This is a genomic window from Streptomyces sp. NBC_00090 (assembly GCF_045160815.1).
Taxonomy (GTDB): Bacteria; Actinomycetota; Actinomycetes; order Streptomycetales; family Streptomycetaceae; genus Streptomyces.
The window spans coordinates 3,065,718-3,084,351 of record NZ_CP108224.1 but is presented as its reverse complement, the minus strand read 5'-3'; the positions used below and the strand labels follow the sequence as shown (position 1 = coordinate 3,084,351).

Genomic DNA, 18,634 nt, shown 5'->3' with positions numbered 1-18,634 from the left:
TACCTTTTCATCATGCCGGAGACCAGCGAACCGCGCCCCGGGGGCGAGCAGCCCCGCAGTATCCGACTCACTGACCCGCGCGCCCTGCGTGCCTACGCCCACCCCCTGCGGATGTCCCTGGTGGGGCTGCTGCGCAGCAGCGGACCCTTCACCGCCACCCGGGCCGCCGAGCTGACCGGCGAGTCCGTGGCCAGCTGCTCCTACCACCTGCGGATACTCGCCAAGTACGGGCTCGTGGAGGAGGCGCCGGGCGGCCGGGGGCGGGAGAAGCCCTGGCGGGCCACGGCCCGGTACACGGAGTGGCCGGAGTACAGCGAGGACGCGACGCTCGCGGAGGCCGCCGACGCGCTGAGCGCCGCCGTCGCCGAGCGCTACTTCGAGCGGGTCACCCGAGCGATGGAGAACCGCCAGTCGCTGCCGAAGGAGTGGCGGGAGGCCGAGCAGTTCGGCGATTCCCTGCTCTACCTCACTCCGGAGGAGCTGACCGGCCTCGGAGAGCGGATCGACGCACTGCTCCGGCCCTACGAGGGACGCGAGTCCGACCCGTCCCTCAGGCCCGAGGGATCCCGGGCCGTCAGTGTCCTGCGGATTGCCTACCTGGACCAGGAAATCCCCCAGAACCAAGAAGAGGAGTGAGTGAGATGGCCCTCGTGGAACGCATACCCGCACTGCTGCGCGAGCGGACCTTCCGCCGCTACTGGACCGGGCAGACGATCTCCCTCGTCGGGGACCAGATCTCGCTCATCGCGATCCCGCTGGCCGCCGTCCTGATCCTCGGCGCCGACGCCGCCGCGATGGGCTGGCTCAAGACCGCCGAGCTCCTTCCCGCTCTCCTGCTCAACCTGCCGCTCGGCGCCTGGGCCGACCGGCAGGCCCACCGCAGACGCGCCATGATCGCGGCCGACCTCGGGCGGGCGGGGCTGATGCTGACCCTGCCCGTGGCCTACGCGCTCGACGCCTTGACGCTCGGCCAGTTGTACGTGGTGGCCTTCGGGATCGGCGCGCTCACCGTGCTCTTCGAGGTCTGCAACGTCACGCTCCTCGTCGCGCTCGTTCCCACCGATCGGTATGTGCAGGCGAACTCGCTGGTCAACGGCAGCCGTTCGACGGCCTGGCTCGCGGGACCGGGGATCGGCGGCATCCTCGTGCAGGTCCTCACCGCGCCCCTCGCCCTGATCGCCGACGCCCTCAGCTATGTGCTGTCGGCCGGTTACCTGGCCCGGATCAAGCCCGTCGAGCCGCCGCCGGCCCCCGTGGCCAAGGGGCACTTCACCGAGGGCCTGCGCTGGGTGCTCCGCGAGCGCTCGATGCGCGCGCTGTTCGCCTCCTCCGGCACGGTCCAGTTCTTCAACTACATGTTCCACACCCTCTTCGTGCTCTACGTGACCACCGAACTCGGCATCGGTGCGGGGCTGCTCGGCCTGATCCTCGCGGCCGGGGCGGTGGGCGGCCTCATCGGGGCCGTGTGCAGCGGAGCGGTCGTCCGGCGGATCGGCATAGGCGCCTCGCTCGTCGTCGGCTTCCTCGGCTTCACGCTGCCCCTGCTCCTGATACCCCTGGCCAGCGGTCCGCTTCCGCTGGTGGTGGCCGTGCTGTTCGTGGCGGAGTTCCTCTCCTGTGTCGGGGTGATGATCGTGGACATCGCCGCGGGATCGTTCCAGATGGCGCTGATCCCCGACGCCGTACGGGCCCGGGTCATGGGCGCGTACCGCACGCTCAACCACGGCTTCCGGCCCCTCGGCGCGCTCGCCGGCGGTCTGCTCGGCACCGCGATCGGGCTGCACCCGACGCTGTGGATCGCCACCGGCGGAGCCGTCCTCGCCGTGCTCTGGCTGCTGCCCTCGCCGCTGCCGCGCATGCGTGAACTGCCCGCGAGGGAAGAGGAGTCGGCCCCTGTCGGGGCGGCGTGACGGCTCGGCGAGAGCGCTGGGCAGGGGGGAGACTTCCCGTATGAGTGCTGAAAGTTCTGAACAGGACACCTCCGTCCCTTCGACCCCCGGCCCGTCTGACTCCGTCCCCGCGACCTCCGCCCTTCCGGACGTCGGTGCCTACCTGGCGCGGATCAATGCGGAGCGGCCCGCTCGCGCGGACGCGGCCGCCCTGCGCGAGCTGCATCTGCGTCACCTGCTGAGCGTGCCCTTCGAGAACCTCTCGATCCATCTCGGCGAGGACATCGTCCTGGACGAGAAGGCGCTGGTCGACAAGGTGGTCGGCGACCACCGGGGCGGCTTCTGCTACGAGGTCAACACCACGTTCGCGGTACTCCTGCGGGAGCTCGGCTACCGGGTCTCGCTGCTCCAGGCGCGGGTCGTCGACGCCGAGGGGAGGCTCGGGATCCCGTACGACCACATGGCGGTCCTCGTGGAGACGTTCGACGGCGAGCGGTGGCTGGCCGACGTGGGCTTCGGTGACCACAGCCACTACCCGCTGGCCTTCGACGAGCGCGGGGACCAGGAGGACCCCGGCGGCCGCTTCCGCGTCCAGGAGGCCGTGGACGGCGATCTGGACGTGCTGCGGGACGGGAAGCCGCAGTACCGGCTGGAGCCGCGGTCGCGGGAGCTCGCGGACTTCAGGGCCGGGGCCTGGTATCACCGGACCTCGCCCGACTCGCACTTTCCGCGCTCCCTCGTCTGCTCCCTGCTCACGGAGGAGGGCCGGATCACCCTGAGCGACCGGAAGCTGATCACCCGTGCCCAGGGGGAGCGCGTCGAGCGGCTCCTCGACGGGGACGAGGAGGTGCGGGGCGTGTACCGGGACCTGTTCGGCATCGCGCTCGACGATCTGCCGGTCGTCGCTGCGCGGAACATCTGAAGCGGAATTCTCAATTCGGACCCTCGGTAACACATCGCTCGTTTGCCTCGAACGCCTCAACGATGATCGAATGCGACTTCGTTGCATAGCGAACGAGTCATGCGGGGGTGCGTGAAGAATGTTCGATCGTCTCTTCGGGAAGAGGGCGGGCGGGGCCGCACGAGGCGGTCCGCTCGCCGGTCTCACCGTCCCGGCCTCGGCGGGGCTGCTGAGCTGCCGCGTCCTCGACCCCGTGCACGAACCGGTCCGGCAGGCCGAGTTCGTCCTCAGCGACACCGTGGGCCGCAAGGTGCTGGGCGGGGAGACCGACCCGTACGGCACGGCGCTCGCGACCGTGCCGGCGGGCGAGTACCGGCTCGCGGTCACCGCCGAGGGGTACACGCCGTACCACGGCAGCGCCGTCGTCCAGGAGGGCGGGCACACGGGCGTCGGCGACGTCCTGCTCCAGATCGCCCCGCAGTCCCAGCTCCCGGAACCGGGGGACTGGGAGATCGACCCGCTGCACTCGCAGATCGGCTTCACCGCCCGCCACATCGGCCTGGCCCGTATCCACGGCCGGTTCAACGGCTTCGCGGGCGCGGTACGGATCGCCGACCGCATGGAGCAGTCGGCGATGCACGTCGTCATCGACGCCGCCTCCATCGACACCGGGGTGCAGATGCGCGACGACCATCTGCGCTCGGGCGACTTCCTCGACGTCGGCGCGTACCCGACGGTGGAGTTCTACAGCGAGCGCTTCGTCCACCGGGGCGGCAGCCGCTGGGCCGTCACCGGAGCGCTCACCCTCCACGGGGTCAGCCGCACCGTCACCCTCGACACCCAGTACCTGGGCCTCGGGAACGGCCTCGAAGGCGAGACCCGGGGGGCCTGCCGGGCCACCACCGAGCTGCACCGGGAAGACTTCACCCTCACCTGGCAGACGCTGCTCGCGCGCGGCATCGCGGCCGTCGGGTCGAGCATCAGCATCGACCTCGACATCCAGATCGTCCCCAAGAGCGCGCAGGGCTGACAGCCGCGTTCCCGGGGCGGGGCCGGGGTGGTTACGGAGCCTCCAGCCAGCCCTCGTACTCGGCGGCGAGCTCGTCGAGCTCCGCCGGGTCGAGCCGGCCCGCCGGGTCCTCGACGACCACCAGCCACTGGGCGTCCTCGGCGTCGTCCTCCCCGGCCAGGGCGTCCCGCACGAGCTGCGGTGCCTCGGCCACGCCGAAGCGGTCGGGGAGTTCCCCGGCGACCTCCTCGGCGGAGTCGCGGTCGGGGAGTACCAGTACGTGTCGTCGTTCGCTCACCCCGCCATTCTCGGGCATGGCTGTCAGTGGCCCGTGGGATGCTGGATCGCGATGGCCACCAGAAAGACTTCCCCCGACGACCTCCTCGGCCCCGTGACGCTCGCCGTGGGGCAGGAGGAGCTGCTCCTCGACCGCGTCGTCCAGGAGGTGGTGGCGGCCGCCCGGGCCGCCGACGCCGACACGGACGTGCGCGACCTCACCTCCGACCAGCTCCAGCCCGGGTCGTTGGCGGAGCTCACCAGCCCCTCGCTCTTCGCCGAGCGCAAGGTCCTGGTCGTGCGGAACGCCCAGGACCTCTCCGCCGACACGATCAAGGACGTCAAGTCCTACCTCGACGCCCCGATCGAGGACATCTCGCTCGTCCTCCTCCACGCGGGCGGCGCCAAGGGCAAGGGCCTCCTCGACGCCGCGCGCAAGGCGGGAGCGCGGGAGGTGGCCTGCCCGAAGACGACGAAGCCCGCGGAGCGGCTGACGTTCGTACGGCAGGAGTTCCGGGCGCTCGGGCGCGCGGCGACACCGGAGGCGTGCCAGGCGCTGGTGGACTCGATCGGCAGCGACCTGCGGGAGCTGGCGTCCGCGTGCGCGCAGCTGACCTCGGACGTCGACGGGACGATCGACGAGGCCGTCGTCGGGCGGTACTACACCGGCCGCGCGGAGGCCTCCTCCTTCAACGTCGCCGACCGGGCGGTGGAGGGGCGTGCGGCGGAGGCCCTGGAGGCCCTGCGCTGGTCCCTCTCGACAGGGGTGGCGCCGGTGCTCATCACGAGCGCGCTCGCGCAGGGTGTGCGGGCGATCGGGAAGCTCTCGTCCGCCCGGGGCGGACGGCCCGCGGACCTGGCGCGTGAGCTGGGCATGCCGCCGTGGAAGATCGACCGCGTGCGGCAGCAGATGAGGGGCTGGACCCCGGACGGGGTGTCCCTCGCGCTGCGGGCGATCGCGGAGGCGGACGCGGGGGTGAAGGGCGGGGGCGACGATCCCGAGTACGCCCTGGAGAAGGCGGTGGTCGCGGTGGCGCGGGCGGCGCGGTTGCGGCGGTAGGTGTTGGCGGGGCGGGGGTGTTGGGCCTGGGGCGGTTGATTCCCCCACCCCGCCCCTTCCCGAAACCCTGCCGGGGGCTGGTGGGGGTTTGATGTTGCCGGGGCTGCGCCCCGGGCCCCTGGAGGGCGCGGCGGCTTCGCGCCGATCCGGTCGTGGGGCTGGGATCGAGCCGGTTCTCGTTCTGGTGGCTGCCGGAAGGCGGCGGCTTCGCGCTGTGGTGGCTGTGGGTTGAGGGGGCGGGGCCCCGTTCCCGCTCTGGCTCCCTGCTGGGAGGCGGCAGCTTCGTATCACGGAGTCTGGGCTCGGCGGGTTCGCGGTGGCTTTGCGCTGCGCCGCTCCGCGCCCCCGGGGGTTCGTCGGAGGCTTCACGTCGGGCCGGTTGTGGGCTGAGGGGCGCGTCCCGGTTCTCGTTCTGGTTGCTGCCAGGAGGGGGCGGCTTTGCGTCGTGGTGACCTGGGCCCTGGGCGGGCGGGGTGGCTTTGCGGGTAGCTCAGCACCCGGGGGGTTCGTCGGCGGTGGCTTCGCGCCGCGCAGCCTGGGTTCTGGGGGTTCGCGGCGGCTTTGCGTCGCGGCGTGCGGTTATGGCCCGGGAGTGTTGCGGAGGCGGGCCTCGCCGTGGGTATGGCGAAGGCCCCGGCTCCTGGGGAAGGAGGCCGGGGCCTTCGTCGTCAAACGAGGGTGGGCTCGCACCCGCGTGGCGAACGCGTCCGCGTGCGAGTCCTGGTGGTCGGGCGGGAGCGGGAGAGAGGGCCCGCTGTGTCCCGTACGACCGGTTACATCAGAGCTCAGCCCTGGAGAGCGGCAGCCTTGGTGGCCAGCGCCGACTTCTTGTTGGCGGCGGCGTTCTTGTGGATGACACCCTTCGAGACAGCCTTGTCGAGCGCACGGGAAGCGGCGCGAGAAGCCACGACGGCCTTCTCGACGTCACCCGCGGCGACAGCCTCACGGGCCTTGCGGATCGCGGTCTTGAGCGACGACTTGACGGCCTTGTTGCGCAGGCGCGCCTTCTCGTTCGTCTTGTTCCGCTTGATCTGGGACTTGATGTTCGCCACGAAAAGAGCCTTTACAGGTTCGATGTTCCTTCTGGAGTGTGACTCGCAGCTGAGAGGGCACACGAGACACAGCTGTCCACAGTATCAGTCACCCTCGGGCCCGCCCAAACCGGGCACAGGGCGGCGGGCATGGGACCATGGAGCCTACGTATCGATCCGACATCGCCCCGAGACGAGACCCTGCGTGCCCGCGACTCCTACCAACGTGCCCGAGCCGAGCCGTACCGACCCGGCTCTGATCCGCAACTTCTGCATCATCGCGCACATCGACCACGGCAAGTCCACGCTCGCCGACCGGATGCTCCAGCTCACCGGTGTGGTCGACCAGCGGCAGATGCGTGCCCAGTATCTCGACCGGATGGACATCGAGCGGGAGCGCGGCATCACGATCAAGTCCCAGGCGGTCCGTCTGCCGTGGGCGCCCACCGACGGGCAGGGTGAGGGCAGGACGCACATCCTGAACATGATCGACACGCCCGGGCACGTCGACTTCACCTACGAGGTCTCGCGCTCGCTGGCGGCGTGTGAGGGCACGGTCCTGCTGGTCGACGCGGCCCAGGGCATCGAGGCGCAGACGCTCGCCAACCTCTACCTGGCGATGGAGAACGACCTCACCATCGTCCCGGTCCTGAACAAGATCGACCTGCCGGCCGCCCAGCCGGAGAAGTTCTCCGAGGAGCTCGCCAACCTCATCGGCTGCCAGCCGGAGGACGTCCTCAAGGTCTCCGCCAAGACCGGCATGGGCGTCGAGGCGCTGCTCGACCGCGTGGTCCGGGACGTTCCGGCCCCGGTCGGCGTCGCCGACGCCCCCGCCCGCGCGATGATCTTCGACTCCGTGTACGACTCGTACCGGGGCGTGGTGACGTACGTACGAGTCGTCGACGGCCAGCTCAACAAGCGCGAGCGCATCAAGATGATGTCGACCGGCGCCACCCACGAGCTCCTGGAGATCGGCGTCTCGTCCCCGGAGATGACGGCGGCCGACGGTCTCGGCGTCGGCGAGGTCGGCTACCTCATCACGGGTGTGAAGGACGTCCGCCAGTCCAAGGTCGGTGACACGATCACCTCCCTGAACAAGGGCGCGACCGAGGCCCTCGGCGGCTACAAGGACCCCAAGCCGATGGTGTTCTCGGGCCTGTACCCGCTGGACGGCTCGGAGTACCCGGACCTCCGCGAGGCCCTCGACAAGCTCCAGCTGAACGACGCCGCGCTGGTCTACGAGCCGGAGACCTCCGCCGCGCTCGGCTTCGGCTTCCGCGTCGGTTTCCTGGGCCTTCTCCACCTCGACGTCATCCGTGAGCGGCTCGAGCGCGAGTTCGGTCTCGACCTGATCGCCACCGCCCCCAACGTGGTCTACCGCGTGGTCATGGAGGACGGCAGCGAGCACACGGTCACGAACCCGAGCGAGTTCCCCGAGGGCAAGATCAACGACGTGTACGAGCCCGTCGTACGCGCCACGATCCTCGCCCCGAGCGAGTTCATCGGCGCGATCATGGAGCTGTGCCAGACCCGTCGGGGCACGCTGATCGGCATGGACTACCTCTCCGAGGACCGGGTGGAGATCCGCTACACCCTGCCCCTGGCCGAGATCGTCTTCGACTTCTTCGACCAGCTGAAGTCCAAGACGCGCGGTTACGCCTCCCTCGACTACGAGCCCACCGGCGAGCAGGCCTCCAGCCTGGTCAAGGTCGACATCCTGCTGCACGGCGACAAGGTGGACGCGTTCTCCGCCGTCACCCACAAGGACGCCGCCTACGCCTACGGTGTGCGCCTCGTCGCCAAGCTGCGCGAGCTCATCCCGCGGCAGGCCTTCGAGGTGCCGATCCAGGCCGCGATCGGCTCCCGGGTCATCGCCCGCGAGACCATCCGCGCGATCCGCAAGGACGTCCTCGCCAAGTGCTACGGCGGTGACATCTCCCGTAAGCGGAAGCTGCTCGAGAAGCAGAAGGAAGGCAAGAAGCGCATGAAGATGGTCGGCTCGGTGGAGGTGCCTCAGGAGGCCTTCATCGCCGTCCTTTCGAGCGACGAGTCCTCCGGCAAGAAGAAGTAGCCGGTCGGCAGCGAATAGCTGTCCTGTGCATCGAACGGGTCCACGTGCCGACGGCGCGTGGACCCGTTCGTTATCAAGCGGCGCCTTGCAGGCACTTACGCGCCGGTCCTCGGGCCTTTACTCTGATCCCGAATCGAAGGTTACTCGCCAGTTAGTTACGTAGTTACGCACCGCCAGCAGGCACCGCCGCCGCCCGGAGGACGTCGTGAGCGACACACAGACCCTGATCGAGAACCGGCCGCCCTCCGTGGCGACCCTCTTCCTTGAGCGCGTCGAGCTGACTCCCGACGCGGAGGCCTATCGGTACCCGGTGCCCGCCGCCTCGGGCACCGGTCCGGACGACTGGAAGTCGCTCAGTTGGGGGCAGGCCGCCGAGCGGGTCTACGCGATCGCCGCCGGCCTCGTCGACCTCGGCGTGCAGTCCGAGGAGCGGGTCGCGCTCGCCTCCTCCACCCGGGTGGAGTGGGTCCTCGCCGACCTCGGCGTGATGTGCGCCGGTGCCGCGACCACCACCGTCTACCCGCAGACCAACGCCGAGGAGTCGGCGTTCATCCTCTCCGACTCCGAGTCCAGGGTCCTCATCGCCGAGGACGCGGCCCAGCTCGCGAAGGCCGTCGAGCGCCGCGCCGACCTGCCCGACCTCCACCACGTCGTCGTCATCGACGCCACGGGCGTCGAGAGCGACGGCGACTGGGTCCTCTCCCTCGCCGACCTGGAGGCACGCGGTCGCGCGTACCTGGAGAAGCACCCCGAGGCCGTCAAGGAGCGGGTCGCCGCGATCACCTCCACCCAGCTGGCCACCCTCATCTACACCTCGGGCACCACCGGCCGCCCCAAGGGCGTCCGCCTCCCGCACGACAACTGGTCGTACATGGCCAAGGCCATCGCCGCCACCGGTCTCGTCACCAAGGACGACGTCCAGTACCTGTGGCTGCCGCTCGCGCACGTCTTCGGCAAGGTCCTCACCTCCGGCCAGATCGAGGTCGGGCACGTCACCGCCCTCGACGGCCGGGTCGAGAAGATCATCGAGAACCTGCCGGTGGTCCAGCCGACCTACATGGCCGCCGTGCCCCGCATCTTCGAGAAGGTCTACAACGGGGTCGCCGGCAAGGCCCGCGCCGCCGGCGGCGCCAAGTACAAGATCTTCCAGTGGGCGGCAGGCGTCGCCCGCGAGTACGCCAAGGCCACCCAGGACAACTTCCGCCGCACGGGCACCGCCTCCGCGCCCTTCGGCCTCACCGCCAAGCACAAGGTCGCCGACGCCCTCGTCTACAGCAAGATCCGTGAGGCCTTCGGCGGCAACCTGCGCGCCTGCATCTCCGGCTCCGCCGCGCTCGCCCCCGAGATCGGCTACTTCTTCTCCGGCGCGGGCATCCACATCCTGGAGGGCTACGGCCTCACGGAGACCTCCGCCGCCTCCTTCGTCAACCCGGGCGAGGCCTACCGCACCGGCACCGTCGGCAAGCCGCTCCCCGGCACCGAGGTCCGGATCGCCGACGACGGCGAGATCCTGCTCCGCGGCCCGGGCATCATGGAGGGCTACCACGGCCAGCCGGAGAAGACGGCCGAGGTCCTGGAGTCCGACGGCTGGTTCCACACCGGTGACATCGGCGAGCTGTCCGCGGACGGCTACCTCCGGATCACCGACCGCAAGAAGGACCTGATCAAGACGTCCGGCGGCAAGTACATCGCGCCGGCCGAGGTCGAGGGCCAGTTCAAGGCCGTCTGCCCGTTCGTCTCCAACATCCTCGTCCACGGCGCCGACCGGAACTACTGCACCGCGCTGATCGCCCTCGACGAGCCCTCCCTCCTCGGCTGGGCCGCCGAGCACGACCTCGCGGGCAAGTCGTACGCCGAGATCGTCGCCGCCCCGCAGACCGTGAAGCTGATCCAGGGCTACGTGGACCGGCTCAACGAGGGCCTCCAGCGCTGGCAGACGGTCAAGAAGTTCCGCCTGCTGCCGCGCGACCTCGACATCGAGCACGGCGAGCTGACGCCGTCGCTGAAGCTGAAGCGGCCGGTGGTGGAGCGCGAGTACAAGGAGCTCATCGAGGAGATGTACACGGGCTCGCGCGAGTCCTGACCTGCGCGGACCCCGGTTGTCCACAGGCAGACGGTTCACCTCGGGCGGTACGGGACAATGGGCTCATGCCTTCCGTACTGCCCGATGGTGAGTCCGTGCCCGAGACCGGGGCGCTGCCCGCGCACGCCCTGGAAGGGGCGGCCGAGCGGCCCCTCGGGTTCTACCTGCACGTTCCGTACTGCGCGACGCGCTGCGGCTACTGCGACTTCAACACGTACACCGCGAGCGAGCTGCGCGGTGCCGGTGGCGTGCTCGCCTCCCGGGACAACTACGCCGGGCAGGTCACCGAGGAGATCCGGCTCGCCCGCAAGGTGCTCGGCGACGACCCCCGGCCGGTGCGGACGGTGTTCGTCGGCGGCGGTACGCCCACGCTGCTCGACGCCGGGGACCTCGTACGGATGCTGGGGGCCGTCCGGGACGAGTTCGGGCTCGCGGACGACGCCGAGGTGACCACCGAGGCGAATCCGGAGTCGGTCACCCCCGCGTACCTGGCCGAGCTGCGGGAGGGCGGGTTCAACCGGATCTCCTTCGGCATGCAGAGTGCCAAGCAGCACGTCCTGAAGATCCTCGACCGGACCCACACGCCCGGACGCCCCGAGGCGTGCGTCGCCGAGGCGCGGGCGGCCGGGTTCGAGCACGTCAACCTGGACCTGATCTACGGCACACCGGGGGAGACCGACGACGACTGGCGGGCCTCGCTCGACGCGGCGATCGGCGCCGGACCCGACCACGTCAGCGCCTACGCGCTGATCGTCGAGGAGGGCACGCAGCTGGCCCGCCGGATCCGGCGCGGCGAGGTGCCGATGACCGACGACGACGTGCACGCCGACCGGTACCTGATCGCCGACTCCGTCTTCGCCGAGGCAGGGTTCGAGTGGTACGAGGTGTCCAACTGGGCCACCTCGGAGGCCGGGCGCTGCCTCCACAACGAGCTGTACTGGCGCGGGGCCGACTGGTGGGGCGCCGGGCCGGGAGCGCACAGCCACGTGGGCGGGGTGCGGTGGTGGAACGTGAAGCATCCCGGTGCGTACGCGGCGGCTCTCGGCGCCGGGAAGTCGCCCGGCGCCGGGCGGGAGCTCCTCTCGGAGGAGGACCGGCGGGTGGAGCGGATCCTCCTCGAGCTGCGGCTTCGGGAGGGCGTGGAGCTGTCGATCCTCAAGCCGGCGGGGCTTGCCGCCTCACGGAAGGCCCTGGAGGACGGCCTCCTCGACCCCGCGTCGTACGAGGCCGGGCGGGCCGTTCTGACGCTGCGGGGGCGGCTCCTCGCCGACGCGGTCGTGCGGGACCTGGTGGACTGAGTGAGGGTGACGCCCGGCGGCAGCCGTACCCCCGCCGTTGCGGGGAGCGGGACCTGCTCGGCCGTGTGGACGAACTGATCGACGGAGCACCTCCGCGAGTGCGGAGAAGGGGCCGGGCGTCGGTCGGCACAACGGGCCGACCGTAGGTCAGGGCACGGTCACGTGGTCGATCAGCCGCTCGACGGAACCCAGCAGCTCCGGCTCCAGGTCCTTGTACGAGGTGACCCGCGACAGGATGTGCTGCCAGGCCGCGCCCGTGTTCGGCGGCCAGCCCAGGGCCTGGCAGACGCCCGTCTTCCAGTCCTGGCCGCGCGGGACCGTCGGCCAGGCCCTGATGCCCACGGAGGAGGGCTTCACCGCCTCCCAGACGTCGATGTACGGGTGGCCGACCACCAGCACGTCCGGGGAGGTCACCTGCGCGGCGATCCTCGACTCCTTCGAACCCGGGACCAGGTGGTCCACCAGGACGCCAAGCCGGGCGTCCGGGGCCGGGCCGAACTCCGCCACGATCGACGGCAGGTCGTCGATGCCCTCCAGGTACTCCACGACCACGCCCTCGATCCGCAGGTCGTCGCCCCAGACCCGTTCGACGAGCTCGGCGTCGTGCCGGCCCTCCACGTAGATCCGGCCCGCCCGCGCCACGCGCGCCCGCGCGCCCGGTACGGCGACCGAGCCGGAGGCCGTACGGGTGGGGCGTACCGGGGCGGCGGCGGAGGGCCGCACCAGGGTGACCACCCGGCCCTCCAGGAGGAAGCCGCGCGGTTCCATCGGGAAGACCCGGTGCTTGCCGAAGCGGTCCTCCAGGGTCACCGTGCCCGCCTCGCAGCGGATCACGGCCCCGCAGAAGCCCGTGGAGACCTCCTCGACGACGAGGTCGGGGTCCGCCGGGATCTCCGGGACGGGTGCCGACCGCTTCCAGGCGGGTGTCAGGTCCGGGTCGTAGCTGCGCATTCGGGCGACGTTATGACACGTCGAAGCGGCGTGCCAGCTCCTCGCGCTGTGTCCGTACGAACGTGGCGTCCACCACCGCCCCGTGGCCCGGCACGTACAACGCTTCCTCGCCGCCGAGCGACAGCAGCCGGTCCAGCGCGTCCGGCCAGCGGGACGGGATCGCGTCCGGTCCGGCCTGCGGCTCGCCCGACTCCTCCACCAGGTCCCCGCAGAAGACGACCTCGCGCGAGCCGGGGACGAAGAGCGCCAGGTCGTGACCCGTGTGACCGGGGCCGACGTTGGCCAGGAGCACCTGCCGGCCGCCCAGGTCGAGCGTCCACTCGCCGGAGACCACGTGCCGCGGGGCCACCAGCATGTCGACGGCCTCCGCCGCGTCCCGAGCGTCGACTCCTTGGCGTACCGCGTCCGCGCCCAGCGCCTCCCGGTCCCGCTCCCGGCCGAGCAGCTCGTCCACCCCGACCGCGCCGAAGACCTCCGCGCCCGCGAAGGCCGCAGTCCCGAGGACATGGTCGAAATGCGGATGGCTCAGTGCGATGTGCGTCACTCTCCGGCCGCCCGTCAGCGCGGCGATCTGTGCCCGCAGCTCGGCGCCCTCCGCGAGCGTCGAGCCCGTGTCGTACAGCAATACCGCCCGCTCGCCCGTGACCAGGCCCACCGTGGCGTCCCAGCCGGGCAGCCGGCGCCTGCCGGTTCCCTCCGCCAACCGCTCCCAGCCGTACGCTTCCCAATCGATGTCCATGGGGCGACGCTAGCCGCTGGGCTGCCGCCTCCTTGCCAGGAGTGTTGTCCGCCGCCGTACACTGGCCGGGGGATTGCTGGCACTCGGACAGGGTGAGTGCCAAAAGCGGAGCAACCGGAACGACGACGACAGCTGGAGGTGCGCACGAATGCTCAGCGAACGCAGACTCGAGGTGCTGCGCGCCATCGTCCAGGACTACGTCGGGACGGAGGAGCCCGTCGGCTCCAAGGCGCTCACGGAGCGCCACAAACTCGGTGTCTCGCCCGCCACGGTCCGTAACGACATGGCCGTGCTGGAGGAGGAGGGGTACATCGCCCAGCCCCACACCAGCGCCGGCCGCATCCCGACCGACAAGGGCTACCGGCTCTTCGTCGACCGGCTGGCCGGCGTCAAGCCGCTGTCGACGCCCGAGCGGCGGGCCATCCACAACTTCCTCGACGGCGCGGTCGACCTCGACGACGTCGTCGGCCGTACGGTGCGGCTGCTCGCGCAGCTGACCCGTCAGGTCGCCGTCGTCCAGTACCCCTCGCTGACCCGCTCGACCGTCCGTCACGTGGAGCTGCTCGCGCTGGCCCCGGCCCGCCTGATGCTCGTGCTCATCACGGACACCGGCCGCGTCGAGCAGCGGGTCATCGACTGCCCCACGCCCTTCGGCGAGACCTCCCTCGCCGATCTGCGGGCCCGGCTCAACAGCCGGGTCGTCGGCCGCCGGTTCGCCGACGTGCCGCAGCTGGTGCAGGACCTCCCCGAGTCCTTCGAGGAGGTCGAGGACCGCGCCACGGTCTCGACCGTGCTCGCGACCCTCCTCGAAACGCTCGTGGAGGAGCACGAGGAGCGGCTGATGATCGGCGGCACCGCCAATCTCACCCGCTTCGGACACGACTTCCCCCTGATGATCAGGCCCGTCCTGGAAGCCCTCGAGGAGCAGGTCGTGCTCCTCAAGCTGCTCGGCGAGGCCAAGGAATCGGGCATGACCGTACGCATCGGGCACGAGAACGCCCACGAGGGGCTGAGCTCCACGTCCGTCGTCTCGGTCGGCTACGGTTCGGGCGGCGAAGCAGTCGCCAAACTCGGCGTGGTCGGACCGACCCGCATGGACTACCCCGGAACGATGGGAGCGGTACGCGCAGTGGCACGTTACGTCGGACAGATCCTGGCGGAGTCGTAAGTGGCCACGGACTACTACGCCGTACTCGGCGTGCGCCGCGACGCTTCCCAGGACGAGATCAAGAAGGCCTTCCGGAGGCTCGCGCGCGAGCTGCACCCGGACGTCAATCCCGATCCCAAGACGCAGGAACGCTTCAAGGAGATCAACGCCGCCTACGAGGTCCTCTCGGACCCGCAGAAGAAGCAGGTCTACGACCTCGGCGGCGACCCGCTCTCGGCCTCCGGCGGCGGTGGCGCGGGCGGCTTCGGCGCGGGTGGCTTCGGCAACTTCTCCGACATCATGGACGCCTTCTTCGGCACGGCCTCGCAGCGCGGACCGCGCTCGCGGACCCGCCGCGGCCAGGACGCCATGATCCGCCTGGAGATCGACCTCAACGAGGCGGCCTTCGGCACCACCAAGGACATCCAGGTCGACACGGCCGTCGTCTGCACCACCTGTTCGGGTGAGGGTGCCGCGCCCGGCACCTCCGCGCAGACCTGTGACATGTGCCGCGGCCGCGGTGAGGTCTCCCAGGTCACCCGGTCCTTCCTGGGCCAGGTCATGACCTCCCGGCCCTGCCCGCAGTGCCAGGGCTTCGGCACCGTCGTCCCGACCCCGTGCCCCGAGTGCGCGGGCGACGGCCGGGTCCGCTCCCGCCGCACGCTCACCGTCAAGATCCCGGCCGGTGTCGACAACGGCACCCGGATCCAGCTCGCCGGCGAGGGCGAGGTCGGCCCCGGCGGCGGTCCGGCCGGCGACCTGTACGTCGAGATCCACGAGATCCCGCACGACACGTTCCAGCGGCGCGGCGACGACCTGCACTGCACGGTGACGATCCCGATGACGGCGGGCGCGCTCGGCACGAAGGTGCCGCTGCAGACCCTCGACGGCATCGAGGAGATCGACATCCGCCCGGGCACGCAGTCGGGCCAGTCGGTCCCGCTGCACGGCCGCGGCGTCACGCACCTGCGGGGCAACGGCCGGGGCGACCTGATCGTGCACGTCGAGGTGCAGACCCCGGGCAAGCTCGACCCGGAGCAGGAGCGGCTCCTGCGCGAGCTGGCCAAGCTGCGCGGCGAGGAACGGCCCACCGGACAGTTCCAGCCGGGGCAGCAGGGGCTGTTCTCGCGCTTGAAGGATGCGTTCAACGGGCGGTAGAGCCTGGAGCGGAAAAAGGGCGGCACCCCGGCATCGGGGGTGCCGCCCTTTCCGTACCTGACGTACCGATTCGGCCCGGCAGCACGGTCATGAAACGATGCCCGTATGTCCACCACCGCACTGAACGATCTCTCTCGGCATCCGATCGTGCAGGCCCCCATGGCGGGTGGCGGCTCCTGTCCCGAGCTCGTCGGAGCCGTCTGCGAGGCCGGTGCGCTCGGCTTCCTGGCCGGTGGGTACAAGACGGCCGGAGGCCTCTACCAGGAGATCAAACAGGTGCGCGGGCTGACCGCGCGTCCGTTCGGCGTCAACCTCTTCATGCCGCAGAGCGGCCCGCACGCCGATCCCGCCGCCGTCGAGGTCTACCGCCACCAGCTCGCCGGCGAGGCGACCTGGTACGAGACCCCGCTAGGCGAGGACTACGACTGCCGGGACGACGCCTACGACGCCAAGCTGGCCATCCTCCTGGAGGACCCGGTCCGCGTCGTCTCCTTCACCTTCGGGTGTCCGGAGCCCGGGACGCTCGCCGCCTTCGCCCGTGCCGGAACGTTCACGCTCGTCACCGTCACCTCCGCCGAGGAGGCCCTCGCCGCCGAGCGGGCCGGTGCCGACGCCGTCTGCGTCCAGGGCGTCGAGGCGGGCGGGCACCAGGGCACGTACCGCGACGACCCGGAGGACGACGACACCCCGGGGACCGGGCTCCTGGCCCTCGTCACCCAGGTCCGCGAGAGCGTCGGGCTGCCGATCGTCGCCGCCGGCGGGATCATGCGCGGCGCGCAGATCGCCGCGGTCCTCGCCGCCGGGGCCGACGCCGCCCAGCTCGGCACCGCCTTCCTCGGCTGTCCCGAGTCGGGCGCGCACCCGCTGCACAAGCGGGCCCTGACCGACCCGCTCTTCACCCGGACCGCGTTCACCCGGGCGTTCTCCGGGCGTCCGGCGCGCGGGCTCGTCAACCGCTTCATGCGCGAGCACGGGCCGTACGCCCCCGCCGCCTATCCCGAGGTCCACCACCTCACCGCCCCGCTCCGCAAGGCGGCCGCCACCTCCGGCGACGCCCAGGGCATGGCCCTGTGGGCCGGGCAGGGCCACCGGTTGGCCCGCGAACTCCCCGCCGGGCAGCTGGTCGAGGTGCTGGCCGCCGAACTCGACACCGCCCTCTCCGAGCTGGCTCACAGGAGCGCCTCATGACCGCACCCGTCTTCGTCGTCGACGCCGTTCCCGGCCCGGGGAGCTTCCTCCTGGGCGGGCCGGAGGGCCGGCACGCCGTCTCCGTGAAGCGGCTGCGGGAGGGCGAGGAGCTCGTCCTCGCCGACGGCCGGGGCCGCTGGGCCGAGTGCGTCGTGCTGGCGGCCGAGGGCAAGGACCAGCTGACGGTGCGGGTCGACGAGGTCCACGAGGACCCCGAGGAGGAGCCGCGGATCACCGTCGTCCAGGCGCTGCCCAAGGGCGACCGCGGCGAGCTGGCCGTGGAGACCATGACGGAGACCGGCGTGGACGGGATCGTGCCCTGGGCCGCCGCCCGCTGCATCACCCAGTGGAAGGGCGACCGGGGCCTCAAGGCGCTCGCCAAGTGGCGGTCCACCGCGCGCGAGGCGGGCAAGCAGTCGCGCCGCACCCGCTTCCCCGAGGTCGCCGACCTGATGACGACCAAGCAGGTCGCCGCCCTCCTCGCGGGCGCCGACTTCGCCGCGGTCCTGCACGAGGACCGCGACCATCCCAGCGGCGCGCTCGCCACCGCCGAACTCCCTGAGAAGGGCTCGGTCGTGCTGGTCGTCGGCCCCGAGGGCGGTGTCTCCCCGGACGAGCTCGCGGCCTTCGAGGCGGCCGGGGCGAAGCCGTACCGCCTGGGCCGCAGCGTGCTGCGCACCTCCACGGCGGGTACGGCCGCGACGGCCCTGGTCCTGGGACGCACGGGCCGCTGGAGCTAGGGCGTGTGTCGAAAGTCCCGCCTGCCCGGCGGCGCCCGGCACACGTCCTAGCCTCAGTCCCGCGCCCCCGCCCGGTTCCGTACCGTCGTCGCCCGCAGCAGGCAGGCGAATCCCGCCGTCGAGAGGACCGCGCGGACCAGGTTCCACGCGACCCAGGGGCCCTCGAAGGCGGCCCGGGCCGCGGCCGGGTCGCGGGTCGTCGCGAGGGCGTCGTTGAGGGGGACGTTCACCGCCGAGGTGACCAGGAAGACCGCCGCGCAGAGGACGGCCGCGGCGATCGTCCAGGTCCGCGCCCGGGTGGCGCGGTGCTGCCAGGCGGCCACCGCCGCGAGGACCGGTGCGGCGAAGAACGGCGTGAAGAAGACCGGGTTCTGGATCACGTCGTTGATGTTCCGCATCACCTCGACGAAGACCCGGTCGTCGCTGCGCGCGAGCGCCGGCATCACCGAGCAGACGTACGCGAACCACACCCCCGCCAGCAGTCCGGTCGTCACCGTCGCCGCTCCGAGGACCGCCCCGGCACTCTTCCCACCCGTGTTCTGTGTCATGTCCCCATTCAAGTGAGGGGCGGGTCCCAGGACCATGGTCGTGCGTCGCACCGGCATACGCGCACGTCCACCGCCCGTCCACCGCCCCGGCCCTGGTCCGCCGGACACCCCCTATGCGGCGTCCGGGGGTTCCGTCGCCGTCAGGGTGTCGAAGAGCGGCCAGCCGTCCTCGTCCGTCTCCCCGTGAGCGGTGGGGACGAGGCCGCGTGCCAGGGCCTCTTGGAGGAAGCGGCGCACCACGCCCGGCTCGTTGAGGTTGAGCCAACCGCCTCCGGCGGCCACCTCGCCGACGCCCATCGGGAAGCCGGCCACGGCCCGCCCCGGAGCGTTCCGGAAGACCAGCCGGAGCAGCGCGTGGCGGTGCTCCGCGCGGCGCAGGGAGAGCACGGTCCGGCAGTCGGGGTGGCGGTGCCGGACGTTCCAGAGCCACACCGTGCCGCCCACCGTCAGCTCGCGCAGCGCGCCTTCCCGTCTCATCCGCCGCAGTGTACGGACGGGTGTCTGCCGGAACCCGGTGGACGGCCGCACCCGGGTGCTCCTTAGGG

At 71.4% G+C, this 18,634-nt stretch carries 18 protein-coding genes; 12 read left to right on the top strand and 6 right to left on the bottom strand.

Annotation, left to right across the window (positions count from 1 at the left end; genetic code table 11):
• Positions 1-12: 12 nt before the first annotated feature.
• From OG361_RS13565 to OG361_RS13550, 4 genes are all read left to right on the top strand, one after another.
• Positions 13-636 carry a winged helix-turn-helix domain-containing protein gene (locus OG361_RS13565; RefSeq protein ID WP_405853560.1) on the top strand — a complete coding sequence of 208 codons (624 nt, stop codon included), beginning with the start codon at positions 13-15 and terminating at the stop codon, positions 634-636.
• Between the two features lie 5 nt (positions 637-641).
• On the top strand, positions 642-1,910 hold the full coding sequence (locus OG361_RS13560) for an MFS transporter (protein ID WP_405853559.1): 1,269 nt from the start codon (positions 642-644) through the stop codon (positions 1,908-1,910).
• Between the two features lie 40 nt (positions 1,911-1,950).
• Positions 1,951-2,811, top strand: a complete 861-nt coding sequence (locus OG361_RS13555; RefSeq protein ID WP_405853558.1) for an arylamine N-acetyltransferase — start codon at positions 1,951-1,953, stop codon at positions 2,809-2,811.
• A 118-nt stretch (positions 2,812-2,929) separates the two neighbouring features.
• Complete coding sequence (locus OG361_RS13550; protein ID WP_405853557.1) at positions 2,930-3,820, top strand: YceI family protein; 891 nt, start codon at positions 2,930-2,932, stop codon at positions 3,818-3,820.
• Positions 3,821-3,851: 31 nt separating this feature from the next.
• Here OG361_RS13550 and OG361_RS13545 read toward each other — a convergent pair whose 3' ends face one another.
• Positions 3,852-4,097 (bottom strand): hypothetical protein, encoded by a 246-nt coding sequence (locus OG361_RS13545; protein ID WP_405853556.1) that lies wholly within the window; start codon positions 4,095-4,097, stop codon positions 3,852-3,854.
• 51 nt (positions 4,098-4,148) lie between these two features.
• On the opposite strand from OG361_RS13545, the gene holA reads away from it, so the two are divergent.
• Entirely contained in the window at positions 4,149-5,135 is a 987-nt protein-coding gene (holA, locus tag OG361_RS13540; protein ID WP_384558688.1) for a DNA polymerase III subunit delta, read from the top strand.
• 785 nt (positions 5,136-5,920) lie between these two features.
• Here holA and rpsT read toward each other — a convergent pair.
• Positions 5,921-6,187, bottom strand: a complete 267-nt coding sequence (gene rpsT / locus OG361_RS13535; protein ID WP_056559045.1) for a 30S ribosomal protein S20 — start codon at positions 6,185-6,187, stop codon at positions 5,921-5,923.
• A gap of 184 nt (positions 6,188-6,371) precedes the next feature.
• Here rpsT and lepA point away from each other — a divergent pair, with 184 nt between their 5' ends.
• The 3 genes from lepA (at position 6,372) to hemW (ending at position 11,618) form a co-directional block, all read left to right on the top strand.
• Positions 6,372-8,237, top strand: a complete 1,866-nt coding sequence (lepA, locus tag OG361_RS13530) for a translation elongation factor 4 (RefSeq protein ID WP_384558694.1) — start codon at positions 6,372-6,374, stop codon at positions 8,235-8,237.
• Positions 8,238-8,442: 205 nt separating this feature from the next.
• Positions 8,443-10,320: an AMP-dependent synthetase/ligase gene (locus OG361_RS13525; protein WP_405853555.1), complete on the top strand. Its 1,878-nt coding sequence runs from the start codon at positions 8,443-8,445 to the stop codon at positions 10,318-10,320.
• Positions 10,321-10,385: 65 nt separating this feature from the next.
• Positions 10,386-11,618 (top strand): radical SAM family heme chaperone HemW, encoded by a 1,233-nt coding sequence (gene hemW / locus OG361_RS13520; RefSeq protein WP_405853554.1) that lies wholly within the window; start codon positions 10,386-10,388, stop codon positions 11,616-11,618.
• Between the two features lie 147 nt (positions 11,619-11,765).
• Here the strand turns inward: hemW and OG361_RS13515 are convergent, their stop codons facing one another.
• On the bottom strand, positions 11,766-12,569 hold the full coding sequence (locus tag OG361_RS13515; RefSeq protein ID WP_405853553.1) for a DUF3097 domain-containing protein: 804 nt from the start codon (positions 12,567-12,569) through the stop codon (positions 11,766-11,768).
• Positions 12,570-12,579: 10 nt separating this feature from the next.
• Positions 12,580-13,308 carry an MBL fold metallo-hydrolase gene (locus OG361_RS13510; RefSeq protein ID WP_405853552.1) on the bottom strand — a complete coding sequence of 243 codons (729 nt, stop codon included), beginning with the start codon at positions 13,306-13,308 and terminating at the stop codon, positions 12,580-12,582.
• 148 nt (positions 13,309-13,456) lie between these two features.
• On the opposite strand from OG361_RS13510, the gene hrcA reads away from it, so the two are divergent.
• The 4 genes from hrcA (at position 13,457) to OG361_RS13490 (ending at position 17,541) form a co-directional block, all read left to right on the top strand.
• Complete coding sequence (gene hrcA, locus OG361_RS13505; protein WP_384558709.1) at positions 13,457-14,476, top strand: heat-inducible transcriptional repressor HrcA; 1,020 nt, start codon at positions 13,457-13,459, stop codon at positions 14,474-14,476.
• Positions 14,477-15,613 carry a molecular chaperone DnaJ gene (dnaJ, locus tag OG361_RS13500; RefSeq protein WP_384558712.1) on the top strand — a complete coding sequence of 379 codons (1,137 nt, stop codon included), beginning with the start codon at positions 14,477-14,479 and terminating at the stop codon, positions 15,611-15,613.
• 105 nt (positions 15,614-15,718) lie between these two features.
• Positions 15,719-16,801, top strand: coding sequence for a nitronate monooxygenase (locus OG361_RS13495; RefSeq protein WP_405853551.1), 1,083 nt, complete (start codon positions 15,719-15,721; stop codon positions 16,799-16,801).
• Positions 16,798-17,541 carry a 16S rRNA (uracil(1498)-N(3))-methyltransferase gene (locus OG361_RS13490; RefSeq protein WP_384558718.1) on the top strand — a complete coding sequence of 248 codons (744 nt, stop codon included), beginning with the start codon at positions 16,798-16,800 and terminating at the stop codon, positions 17,539-17,541. The genes OG361_RS13495 and OG361_RS13490 overlap by 4 nt, the downstream gene beginning before the upstream one ends.
• Positions 17,542-17,594: 53 nt before the next feature.
• Here OG361_RS13490 and OG361_RS13485 read toward each other — a convergent pair whose 3' ends face one another.
• Both OG361_RS13485 and OG361_RS13480 read right to left on the bottom strand, forming a co-directional pair.
• Entirely contained in the window at positions 17,595-18,089 is a 495-nt protein-coding gene (locus tag OG361_RS13485; RefSeq protein WP_405853550.1) for a DUF1772 domain-containing protein, read from the bottom strand.
• A gap of 111 nt (positions 18,090-18,200) precedes the next feature.
• On the bottom strand, positions 18,201-18,566 hold the full coding sequence (locus OG361_RS13480; protein WP_405853549.1) for a hypothetical protein: 366 nt from the start codon (positions 18,564-18,566) through the stop codon (positions 18,201-18,203).
• Positions 18,567-18,634 lie beyond the last annotated feature (68 nt).

Excerpts from the sequence above, each read along its gene's own strand:
- OG361_RS13485 (WP_405853550.1), bottom strand. The coding sequence starts at position 18,089 with ATGACACAGAACACGGGTGGGAAGAGTGCCGGGGCGGTCCTCGGAGCG.
- holA (WP_384558688.1), top strand. The coding sequence starts at position 4,149 with ATGGCCACCAGAAAGACTTCCCCCGACGACCTCCTCGGCCCCGTGACG.
- OG361_RS13480 (WP_405853549.1), bottom strand. The coding sequence starts at position 18,566 with ATGAGACGGGAAGGCGCGCTGCGCGAGCTGACGGTGGGCGGCACGGTG.
- OG361_RS13510 (WP_405853552.1), bottom strand. The coding sequence starts at position 13,308 with ATGGACATCGATTGGGAAGCGTACGGCTGGGAGCGGTTGGCGGAGGGA.
- OG361_RS13515 (WP_405853553.1), bottom strand. The coding sequence starts at position 12,569 with ATGCGCAGCTACGACCCGGACCTGACACCCGCCTGGAAGCGGTCGGCA.
- hrcA (WP_384558709.1), top strand. The coding sequence starts at position 13,457 with ATGCTCAGCGAACGCAGACTCGAGGTGCTGCGCGCCATCGTCCAGGAC.
- OG361_RS13550 (WP_405853557.1), top strand. The coding sequence starts at position 2,930 with ATGTTCGATCGTCTCTTCGGGAAGAGGGCGGGCGGGGCCGCACGAGGC.
- OG361_RS13565 (WP_405853560.1), top strand. The coding sequence starts at position 13 with ATGCCGGAGACCAGCGAACCGCGCCCCGGGGGCGAGCAGCCCCGCAGT.
- OG361_RS13555 (WP_405853558.1), top strand. The coding sequence starts at position 1,951 with ATGAGTGCTGAAAGTTCTGAACAGGACACCTCCGTCCCTTCGACCCCC.
- hemW (WP_405853554.1), top strand. The coding sequence starts at position 10,386 with ATGCCTTCCGTACTGCCCGATGGTGAGTCCGTGCCCGAGACCGGGGCG.
- OG361_RS13560 (WP_405853559.1), top strand. The coding sequence starts at position 642 with ATGGCCCTCGTGGAACGCATACCCGCACTGCTGCGCGAGCGGACCTTC.
- OG361_RS13495 (WP_405853551.1), top strand. The coding sequence starts at position 15,719 with ATGTCCACCACCGCACTGAACGATCTCTCTCGGCATCCGATCGTGCAG.
- OG361_RS13490 (WP_384558718.1), top strand. The coding sequence starts at position 16,798 with ATGACCGCACCCGTCTTCGTCGTCGACGCCGTTCCCGGCCCGGGGAGC.